Origin of the sequence: Patiriisocius marinistellae (genome assembly GCF_009014635.1) — a bacterium.
GTDB lineage: Bacteria > Bacteroidota > Bacteroidia > Flavobacteriales > Flavobacteriaceae > Patiriisocius > Patiriisocius marinistellae.
The window spans coordinates 113,318-125,113 of the sequence record NZ_BKCF01000005.1 but is presented as its reverse complement, the minus strand read 5'-3'; the positions used below and the strand labels follow the sequence as shown (position 1 = coordinate 125,113).

Sequence of the window (11,796 nt, the reverse complement as noted above, 5' to 3'; positions counted from 1 at the left end):
TTTAAAAATTAACATTCATACCAAAAGCGAAACTTCTTACTATAGGACTTGCTCCTACTTGTACTCCATAAGTGGTTGGTCCTAGATAATCAGCATTATTAGTCTCAACACCTTCTGGATTGTAAGAGGTATAATCATCACCCCAGAAATAAAGTAAATTAGATGATGCCAGATATATTCTCGCCGAATCTAAACCTACTTGTGATATCAACTCTGGTTTAAGTGTGTATCCAATAGTTAAATTTCGCAATGCTAAAAAAGAAGCATCTTGTAGTTGAGCATCTAATTGATTGTTAGAATCTAAATAATGCTGTCCATTATGATCTGCAATACCATCATTATTTGCGTCAAAACTATCACGTAATCTACCACCGAATTCTGAATTGTAATAAATTGGATCTACATTCCAAACATCTCCTCCTTCTGCTCCCTGAAATTGAAATGACAAATCAAAATCTTTATAATTTACTGTACTATTAAAACCGTAGTAAAAATCTGGGGTATTTTGTCCAATTTTCACTAAATCTCCACCTTCTTCAACGGTTTTAGTTTTGTCAATTACACCATCCCCATTTTGATCAACTACATAAAATGCAGAACTATTTGTATCTATAACCCTTGTTGGATCTGTAATATAATTGTCCTCAACAGCTCCAGTTGTTTCGATTCCCCACATTTCTCCAATTTCTCCACCCACATAGTTTCTAAAAACGGGACCTCTACCACTTTGACCATAAATTGCTTGAGGTAGTTCATCTAAGCCACCTAAATCTGTGATTTCTGTCTTTACTGTAGAAAGGTTAGCACCAAAATCCCATCTTAAATTTTCGCTTCTAATAATTCCTGCTGAAATTTCAAGTTCAAACCCTGAGCTTCTTACATCACCAGAGTTAAGTCTTATTGAAGGAGTACCAAAAACTTCAGAAACACTTTGATTTATTAAAATGTCTTCAATATCCGAAGTGTAATAATCCATCCCTAGTCTAATACGGTTATTTAAAAAACCTAAGTCTAAACCATAGTTAGTTTCCGTATTTGTTTGCCATGTCAAATCTGAATTTGCTATATCATCTGGGATAAGAAACCCCGTACCATATGCTGTAGGTTGTGGGTTTAATAAACTTAACGAGTTATAAGCTCCTAAATCTGAAGTAGAACCTAAAGAACCGGTACTAAATCTTGGTTTTAACAAACTAATAAGATCGAAGTTGTAAAAAGCTTCATTATGTACATTCCACCCTAATGAAAGTGCGGGAAATGTAGCGTATCTGTTATTAGCTCCAAAACGAGAATCACCATCTCTCCTTACAGACGCAGTTATTAAATATCGATTATCAAACGCATAATTAACTCTACCAAAATAACTCCATCTAGAAATAGTCTCATCTCTTTCTGTAACTACAATATCTTCAGGTCTTAGTAAATTATAATTAATAATATCACTAAAAGGAACATTTGTACCTCTTAAGGCAGTGCCTTTAAAAAATATTTTTTGGAATTCAATTCCAGCTACTGCTGAAACATCATGCTTACCTATAGTTGTAGCATAATTTAATGTGGTTTCACTTAACGTTGAGGTTTGCTTTATATTTGTTTGATCTAAAGCAGTTTGATTAGATCTTGCTCTTGCATCAAATTCAAGTCCTCTGTAAAAATAATCTTCAGTATCTCTAAGATCCGCTCCTAATACTGCTTTAATATTTAAACCTTTAATAATATTATATTGTAGATATGTAGACACATTTCCAAAATACGTTTTTTGCCATCTATCTGTATTGTCGAGCTTTGTTGCCGGACCAGCATCTCCAGACCCTCCAATACCGTTACCGTTCCTCCCATAATGCCAGTCTTGAGCTGTATCACCAGGTTGTAATGTGTAGATACTTTGATTAAAAGGAGCATCTGGGCCTGCTCTGTAACCAGCATCAAATGGATCAAGACCTAATGCCTGTGCTTGTTGATCTAATTGCTGTACAAATGCAATAGACTCTGCTGTGTGGTAAATTGGGCTAATATTATAAGCCCTTATAAGATCTCTTTGATCATGACCTATAATATCTCTTTTGGATACAAATCCATTAAAGCTTAGCCCTGTTTCAAATTTATCTCCCAATTTAGTTTCTACATTTAAACGAGCATTTACTCTTTCAAAACCTTCGGTTCTTACAACTCCATCTGTATTTTGATACCCTATTGAAGCAAAATAATTTGAGTTTTCGGAACCACCACTATAGCTAAAATCATGGCTGTTACTATAACCTTCACCGTATAACCAATCTTCAACAGCCCATACATCTGGTGAATTTCTGTATGCATTAATTTTGTAATTAACGAAAGCAGGATCTAACTCAGAAACATCATATGTACCGTTTGCTATCCCAGTTTCTAATGTATTTGCCCATTCGCCAGCGGTACTATTAATTCTATCACTTTTATAAACACTTGAAATACTAGTGTAAGCATTATAACTAAATCTAGGCTCGCCAGATTTTCCTTTTTTAGTAGTTACTAAAATAACACCATTGGCTCCTCTAGATCCATAAATTGCAGCTGAAGCCGCATCTTTAAGAACTTCTAAACTTTGTATATCATTAGGGTTGACGGTTGCTAAACTCCCAGAAATTGGATATCCATCAACTACAATCAACGGGTTTGAATTACCATTAATTGAAGACGCAGCCCTTACTTGTATCTTAGGATCTGCACCGGGTGAACCATCTTGGTTTTGAATTAAGACACCCGCAAGTTTACCCGCAAGAGCCTCATCAACACGACTAGCTTGTATGGCTGCAAGATCTCCTCCTTCTACTTTAGCTACAGAACCCGTTACATGACTTTTACGTTGAGTTCCATAACCTACAACTACAACCTCGTCTAAATTATTAGCATCTTCAGCTAATATTACGTTTAATGTAGTTTGATTAGAGATTAAAATTTCTTGAGTAACAAATCCTATATATGAAATTTTTAAAACATCACCACTCTTAACCTCAACTTCAAAGTTTCCATCAAAATCTGTAATTGCACCACTAGACGTGTCTTTAACTATTACGTTTGCCCCAGGAACTCCCATTTGATCAACTGCAGAAACTACAGTACCCGTGAGTGAGTAGTTATCCTGCGCTATTATTACAATGCTACTAAAAAGCATGATAATTAAATTTAACTTTGTTTTTAAATTCATATTTAAAAATTTAATGATTAGTTAATCATAGACACTTAAAAACAAAATTGCATTTTAATATCTTTGCATTTCATGTTTTAGTTCGCTACTACGTGAAATTTACTTCCCTCCAAAGAAGTAATATTATAAAAAGGATAGGTGTGTGCCCGTCCTTTTTTTTTGGCAAACCAAATTGGTTTACCAGATTGGTTTACCAAATATATTAAAATATTGTTAATTAAAAAGTATTATCCGTAAAATTTCAAGGCTATTTCATGAAATCTTCACGAATTGGACTAAATACATCAATAAGAATTCCTTTTTCTGTACAAATAGCTCCATGCATTACATGTGGAGGAATATAAACAGAATCTCCTCCTTTTACAGTTCTAGTTTCTTCCCCAATTGAAAAATCAAATGAACCACTTTCAACATATGTTACTTGAGAATGATGATGTTCATGTTTGTAACCAATTCCTCCTGTATCAAATTCTACTTTGACAAGCATAATCTTATCATCATAACCCATAATTTTTCTTTTAACGCCTTCACCAACAACCTCCCATTCTTGGTTTTTATCTAATAGAAATTCTTTACTTGCTCCAAATGTTTTCATAGTTTATCATTTTATTTATATTAATATGCAAAATTTTATAATTGCATTTCATAATTAATGTTTAATCATTTTTAGTAAAATATTCTTCGTTTGAAACGGCAGCATCACTTACAAATATGCTTCCTGTTTTAAACCAAACTTCTGCATAGCTTCCATCTGCATATTGTTTTTGGATGTCTCCTCCATGCGTTTCTGCACCAGAGCACCAATTCATATTTACTTCAGGAGACTTCCCGTTTGTTTGATTGTAGCAACCTAGCTTAAAAAAACAACCTTCATTAGCATAAGCATTCTTACGCTCCACTCCATCTTGGCCTATTGGCACAAATAAATTCTGTGTTTGTTTTGGAGTGCTAGACTTTTCGAAATATTCAGATTCTAATAAGTTTTTTGAAAACGTTTTGGTTTTGTTTGATTTGCTGGTAAATGTTAAACTCATAACACCATCAAGGACTTTAATTTCATAACTAAACTCTTCTCCTAAAGCAATACCATCAGTTGGTTCTTCTGGATATGTATCAGGGCTTTCGCCTACTTTAGAAAAGTCATAACCCCAGACAGGTGTAGAATAATCCCATCTTTTAGAGTTATCATCACCAGCTGTATTAATCTCGTAATTCCAAAAAACAGAACCTTTAGTGTGCCCTGGAAATTTTTTATAAAAAATTTTTAGCGGTTCATTTTCATGACCATCAGCACTATGTATTTGACCCACAACAACCGAATACGATGCAGCGACTCGGGCATCCCCCGTAGTTGAAACATTCATTACTTTTAGTGTAGCAGATAACTTATCATTAGCTGTTTTTGGATACCACTTTTTTAATTGTGCTAATTCTGTTCTTGTGTTATTTGACGTCCCATGTGTATCTCCTGAATTTGGTGCTTTGAAAACCACCCAATTATTTTTATCATCATTTTCAGTGTAAAAGAAGTCTTCTTTTTTAAATTTTTCTGCAACTCCAGCATTTGAGCCGTCACCTAAAATTAAATTCCATTTATTAAAAAAAGGGATTACATCGCTTGGGTATTCTATTTTTGAAAATCCTTTTTCTTCTTTTTTTGATTCTTTACTTTCATCTTTACAACTATTTAGTGGTAAGAGAGTAACAAAAAACAAGAATAGTAGTCCCGGTATTGAAAAGTTGATGAAACTTATATTAGTTTTATTTTTCATTATATTTTGGTTAGAAAATTTTATATATTTTAATTGTTTGGGGCAGTTCCAGAACTTAAAGAAGCTTCTTTAAACCAGACTTCTGCGTAGCTCCCGTTTTCATATTGCTTTTTTATATCTCCTTCATAAATTTCTGACCCCGTACTCCACACCATATTTGTTTTAGGGTTCTTTCCATTTGTTTGATTGTAAGCTCCTTGTTTAAAAAATTGTAATTCCCCAGCATAAGCATTTGCTCTTTCAGTACCATCTTGACCTATAGATGAAAATAAAGTTATCGTCTGTTGAGGGATATTAGATTTCTTTGAGTAGTCTGACACTAATAAGTTTTTTGTAAAGGTCTTAGTGTCTTGTGTGTCGTTTGTAAATGTGAGATACATTATACCTTTAAAAACATTTATTTCATAAGCAAATTCCTCCCCTAAAGCAATACCATTTTCAGGCTCTTTAGGGTAAGTATTTGAGCCTTCTCCAATAACTGACATATCATGCCCCCACACGGCGGTAGAAAAATCCCATCTTTTTGAATTATCCCCTTCTGTATTAATTTCATAATTCCAAAAAACTGAACCTTTTTCATGCCCAGGAAATTTTTTGTAAAATATTTTTAAGGGCTCATTTTTATGGCCTTCATCACTGTGAATTTGCCCTACAACTACTGAGTATGAAGCAGCGACTCTCGCATCACCAGTAGTGGAGACGTGTTGAACTTTAAGTGTTCCAGTAAGTTTACCTCCAGTTTCAGGAATCCAGCGTTTTTTTTGTCCTAATTCTGTTCTTGTATTCCCTGAATTTTTTGAAGTAATCCCTGAGTTTGGTGTTTTATAAACTACCCAATTTGTTACACTATCATTTTCAACATAGAAAAAATCTTTTTTTGTGTAATTAACCAACGTTTCATTATCGGTGCCGTCACCTAATAAAATTTTCCATTGGTTCATAAATGGTAAAACATCACTTGGATATTTTACAATCTCATTGGTCTGTGTAATTTCTTCTGAAATATTTTGCACCTTGTCTTTACAAGCAACTATGACAAAAAATATAACTATTATATATACGATGTTTTTCATTGACTGAAATTTATTTTTTTTATTATTAATAGAATAACTTAAGCTTTAAGTTTTCTTCTACAATGATCTCTCCTGAGTTAGAAATTTTATTGTTTGCATGTGAGTTATTTTTTGCACCCCAAAGTAGCGCAACTAATTTTACAGGATTATTTTTAAAGGTATTTTCTGAAATATTAACATTTATAATACCACGTGTATTTATTAAAATTCCGTTCTCTTCTTTTGCACCGCAATTAGTGAATGTAGAATTTGTAAGAAGTAGATTTCCACCTATAGTTGATTCATCATATCCGCCTCGATAATAGTCAATTACATTTTTATCGATATTTGTGAATACACAATTTTTAATGGTTAAATATTCCGTATTGTAATCTCCTTTATCGTTTGTTTCTTCAGATAGTTCTAATCCATTTACACAATTTAAAATCGTTGTGTTTTGAAAAGTTATACGTTCTGCAAATGATTCTTTATATACTTTTAATACATAATCAAAATCACTTATTACACAGTTTGAAACATTTAACCCAAAATGAGTAAACATGTTTTCTTTTAAACTAGAAAATGTAAATTGGGAGTTTGTTCCTTTTATAGCTAAATTTTTTAGGTCTAAAAACCCTTTAGGTTGTAATTCAAAAAGCGGGGTGTTTTTAGCGCCAGAATAATTAATTGTAGTGTTTGAGTTATCTTCAGCCGTAATGTTAAGTTTTTTGTTAATCTGTAATGAAGAATCAATATTATAATTACCCATCTTTAACATTATAATATCACCATCTTCAGCGTCATCTATTTTTATTTTTAATTCATCTGCATTAGTAACATTATGTGTGGTGGGTTCTTTTAGCTCTTTTTCATTTGAATACCATTTTGCTCCATATTTTGATTTATCTAAAATCATTGGGTTTTTTATATCAGTAGTTACACTTGCCCCAACCAAATTATCATTTTGTCTAGAATTTCCGAAGAGATCTTTTGAAAATTCATCAAATCCAAATCCTTGAAAAGCCTTAGTATTTAAAGTCTCAGAGGGTATGTAAATATTAGGAGCAATTTCTTTTACCTTGAAATTTACATTTTTCACCCCTTTATGAGATTTAAAAGCAACGGCTTGATTGTTAATTACATTACTTTTAAAAGATACACCATCTGCTTCATCATGTTCGATAATAGGAGCTGGGTCTCCTTTTTCATTGTAAATAACATTGTTTGCAACAATAGACCTTATTGGACGTGCAGAACGAATTTCGGACAGCGGCAAAACATCTTTTTGATTAATGTTTGTGCCTACCCCAAACTGCCACGGAGATGCACAATTAATATAAGTATTATATGCAACTACAAGATCTGTGACTTGATTGTATCTATTTAAAGGTGATTTTGGAATGCCATTCATGACAGCTAGAGGACTTCTAAAGTTCTTTCCTATTATGCTGTAGAAATAGTTGTTTGTAACTGTATGTCCTGTATTTATTATTCTAATTCCACCATAATTTTCATTTACACCATCACCAATAAAATAATTTCCGTTGATGGTTGCATAATTTCCGTGACGTGTAACTAATGAACCCTCGCTTTGATAAAAAACATTGTTTCTAAATTCATTAAAATTTGTTTTACTTGATATAATCTCAACCTCCCCATTGCATTTTTCGAATAGATTATTTGCAACCATAGTGTAGCTCGGCGACATAGAGGTAAAACTATCGCCTATTTGTATGGTTTCTCCACTAGCACCACCTTTAGTTGGTCTTGGCCCAAAATGGTTATTGATAATTTGATGATAGTTATTTATACTTTCTCTTCCTGCAACGTCTACTCTCACCGTAGGGCCTCGGTTAGTTTTTCCTTCAATATAACAATTACTTAAAGTGTTATGCCTACCTCTTAACAATACCCAAAGGTCTGAATCATCCCTTGACATTTTGTTAAAATCCTCAATAACACAGTTTGTTAAAGTACTATGGTTTGCAATGTTATTTTCATCAACCCAAAACTCTACAACTGCATTGGATGGGGAATAACCATTTTTAAAATGTAAGCCGTCAACGACTAAATAATTTCCACCAAGTTTTAAACTTGATACACCTTCAATAAAAACTTTTCCAGGTGTTTCTGCTTTTAATGTTATTGGATTTTCTTTTGTACCATTAGCAATAAAAATAAATTCAGCATCTTTCCAAACACCATTTTTTAATATAATAGCATCTCCTGGCTCTGCTTTTGAAATTGCATTATTATAACCTGCTATATCACTGACAATAATATGATTCTCTTGTTTTGTATCGCAAGAAGATAGTATTGTAATAATAGCCAAGGCTAAAATTAATAGTGGTTTTATGGACATATTTTGTTTATTTATTTTGAAGTTTAAGAGATATCTTCTTAAAAATAAAAAATTGGTTTACCAAATTGGTTTACCAAATATATGCATATTAATATTTTAAAAACAAATTTTGTGTTAAAAAAATATCATGATGTAAATTATATCCTTTAAAATTAAAGATTGTGCAATAACATTAATTTTTAATAACGTACTTATTATTTATATGTATGTATGCAATTGTGGCGTAATAAAATCTAAATATTTCAGAAAAATTACAAAGGGAAAAAATGAAGTTACGATAGCTTAAAATTTAATTGCGTTTCAATAATGTATTTAAAAGCAACCCAGTTATTACTAATAAAATACCCGCTAAAGTCCAAAAAGAGTAGATTTCATTAAACCACATAAAACCTAGTAGCATTGTAAAAATAACTTCTAAATATTTTAATGGGGCTACAAGATTGGTCTTCTCTATCTGAAAAGCTTTAGTCATAAAATATTGACCTACATAACCAAAAACTCCAAGACTTAGTAGAAAAAACCAGTCTAATCCTATGGGAGTTTTCCAGTTATAAATAGCAAAAAACCCACTAACTATTGCAGCGATAATCATAAAATAATTTACGACAACAACAGGATGATCTCGGTCCCCTATCTTCCTAATTATTATAAATACAAATCCACTAAAGATTGCCGAACCTAGGATATAAATCATCCCTATACCGTTAACTTCAGTATCAAACCCTTTCATTAATAAAACTCCTAAAAAAGCAATGCTTATAAAGAGCCATTGGATGGGTTTAATTTTTTCCTTCAAAAAAAGTAATGCAAAAATTAAGGCAAAAATTGGCGAAGTGTATCGCAAAGAAACAGCTGATCCTAATTGCAATTCTTTTATGGCAGCAAAGAAGAGTCCCATAGAAAGTAATCCTGCTACTCCTCTTAAAACTAATAATGCCTTTTTATTTCCCAAAGGAGCTATTTTGTGTTTAGCCAAAAACCAGAATGTAAAAATCAAAGAACCCACAGATCTAAAGAAAACAATTTGAGCTACATCAAATCTACCAAGGAGTTTCACAATAACATTTAAGAAAGTAAATGCCATAGCGCTAACGATCATATAATAAATTGATTTTTTCAACATATTATTAAAAATTATAGCTAGATAATTTATACAGATTATTTTGAGTGAATTTAAGCCGGCAAAACTAGTCTATTTGAAGTAAAGAATATTAAAATACTATGAAACATTAAATTGGATTTTTAATTTATTCAATTTAAAGACACTTGTTTTATTGCTCTAAAAAAAAAACACAACTAAAAAAATAGTTGTGCGTTAAATATAATTACATCTATAATTATTTTACTCTTATAAAACATTATCCATAATGTCCTGAACACATTCGGGATTTAAAAGTGTACTTGTATCACCTAGGTTACTTGTATCTTTTTCGGCAATTTTTCGTAAAATTCTACGCATAATTTTACCAGAACGCGTTTTTGGTAATCCTTGTGTAAATTGAATTTTTTCTAATTTTGATATTGGACCTATTCTATCAGAAATTAATTGATTTATTTCCTTTCTAAGGTTATCATGATTTCTACTTTCACCCACATCCTTTAAAGTTATATAACCATATAAAGCACTCCCTTTTACATCATGAGGGAATCCCACGATGGCACTTTCTGCAACAGCGGGATGTTCATTTATAGCATCTTCAATAGGCGCTGTCCCCAGATTATGCCCAGATACAATAATAACATCATCTACTCTTCCTGTAATTCTATAATAGCCCACCTCATCACGCAACGCTCCATCTCCCGTAAAATACATATTCTCATAAGTTGAAAAATAAGTGTCTTTATATCGCTGGTGATTTCCCCAAATAGTTCTGGCAATACTAGGCCAAGGAAACTTAATACATAGACGGCCATCTACTTGATTGCCTTTTAACTCTACACCATTTTCATCCATTAAACAAGGTTGAATACCTATAAAAGGCAATGTTGCGTAAGTAGGCTTTGTGGGAGTAACATATGGAATAGGGGTAATCATTATTCCTCCAGTTTCTGTTTGCCACCAAGAGTCTATAATTGGACTTTTATTTTTTCCCACATTGTCGTTATACCAATGCCACGCTTCTTCATTTATCGGTTCCCCTACACTACCTAAAACTTTTAAAGAAGACAAATCATACTTTTCAACTAGTTCAACTCCTTGTTTTGCCAAAGCTCTAATAGCTGTTGGAGCTGTATAAAATTGATTTACTTTGTGCTTATCTACAATATCCCAAAAACGTCCAAAATCTGGATAACTTGGTACTCCTTCAAACAATACGGTTGTTGCCCCGTTTGCTAATGGACCATACACTATATAACTATGGCCAGTAATCCAACCTATATCTGCAGTACACCAGTACAAATCGTTTTCTTTATACTGAAATGCGTTTTTAAAAGTATATGCCGTATAAACCATATAACCTGCCGTTGTGTGAACCATCCCTTTTGGTTTACCTGTTGAGCCCGAAGTATATAAAATAAACAACGGGTCTTCGGCATCCATAATTTCTGCTTTGCATTGATTTGAAGCTTCGTCTAACAAAGGTTGCAACCAAGTATCACGACCTTCTTTCATAGAAATATTTGAATTAATTCGCTTTGCAACTAATACAGTTTCAACACCATTGCATGATTCTAAGGCTTCATCTACAATACCTTTTAAGTCAATTGTTTTTGAACCACGGTATGAACCATCTGCGGTAATAACCAGTTTACAATCACTATCATTTATTCTAGTTGATAAGGCTGTGGATGAAAATCCTGCAAATACTACCGAATGTATTGCACCTATCCTAGCACAAGCAAGTACAGAGATTGCTAACTCAGGAATCATTGGCACATAAATACAAACGCGGTCACCTTTCTTAACACCCTGTTCTTTTAAAACATTTGCAAACTGATTAACACGATGATATAATTGCTTGTAAGTAATATGTTCTGCTCCCTCATTTGGATCATTGGGTTCAAATAAAATAGCCGTTTTATCCCCTCTTGTAGCAAGATGTCTATCAATACAGTTTTCAGTGATATTTAATTTTGCTCCCTCAAACCATTTAACTTCTGGTTTTTTAAAATCCCAACTAAGAACATTATCCCACTTTTTTCGCCACAAAAAATGTTCCTCTGCTATTTCTTCCCAAAACGACTCTGGATTTCGTACCGACTTTCTATAAACTTGATAATATTCTTCAAGATGTTTTATGTGATAATTACTCATTAATAAAAATTATTTTGTGCATCAATCCACGTTTGTGCTTGATATTAATTTAATAATTGGTAAACAATAATTGGTTATTGTTAAAACTCTTTGTGATTACAAGCAGTAATTTACAAAGATTTTTAACAATACCTTCTTTTAGAAATAATTTTACTTAAGAGAAATTTACT

At 32.5% G+C, this 11,796-nt stretch carries 7 protein-coding genes; all 7 read right to left on the bottom strand.

What is annotated here, in order from left to right; translation table 11 throughout:
- Window position 1 precedes the first annotated feature (1 nt).
- Window positions 2-3,184 carry a SusC/RagA family TonB-linked outer membrane protein gene (locus tag GB234_RS12450; RefSeq protein ID WP_151894905.1) on the bottom strand — a complete coding sequence of 1,061 codons (3,183 nt, stop codon included), beginning with the start codon at window positions 3,182-3,184 and terminating at the stop codon, window positions 2-4.
- 247 nt (window positions 3,185-3,431) lie between these two features.
- Window positions 3,432-3,779 carry a cupin domain-containing protein gene (locus GB234_RS12445; protein ID WP_151894904.1) on the bottom strand — a complete coding sequence of 116 codons (348 nt, stop codon included), beginning with the start codon at window positions 3,777-3,779 and terminating at the stop codon, window positions 3,432-3,434.
- 61 nt (window positions 3,780-3,840) lie between these two features.
- Window positions 3,841-4,956 carry a polysaccharide lyase family 7 protein gene (locus GB234_RS12440; protein ID WP_151894903.1) on the bottom strand — a complete coding sequence of 372 codons (1,116 nt, stop codon included), beginning with the start codon at window positions 4,954-4,956 and terminating at the stop codon, window positions 3,841-3,843.
- A 29-nt stretch (window positions 4,957-4,985) separates the two neighbouring features.
- On the bottom strand, window positions 4,986-6,029 hold the full coding sequence (locus GB234_RS12435) for a polysaccharide lyase family 7 protein (protein WP_151894902.1): 1,044 nt from the start codon (window positions 6,027-6,029) through the stop codon (window positions 4,986-4,988).
- 25 nt (window positions 6,030-6,054) lie between these two features.
- Window positions 6,055-8,370 (bottom strand): chondroitinase-B domain-containing protein, encoded by a 2,316-nt coding sequence (locus GB234_RS12430; protein ID WP_151894901.1) that lies wholly within the window; start codon window positions 8,368-8,370, stop codon window positions 6,055-6,057.
- Between the two features lie 289 nt (window positions 8,371-8,659).
- Window positions 8,660-9,493 carry a DMT family transporter gene (locus GB234_RS12425; RefSeq protein ID WP_151894900.1) on the bottom strand — a complete coding sequence of 278 codons (834 nt, stop codon included), beginning with the start codon at window positions 9,491-9,493 and terminating at the stop codon, window positions 8,660-8,662.
- Between the two features lie 225 nt (window positions 9,494-9,718).
- Window positions 9,719-11,626 (bottom strand): acetate--CoA ligase, encoded by a 1,908-nt coding sequence (gene acs / locus GB234_RS12420; RefSeq protein WP_151894899.1) that lies wholly within the window; start codon window positions 11,624-11,626, stop codon window positions 9,719-9,721.
- Window positions 11,627-11,796 lie beyond the last annotated feature (170 nt).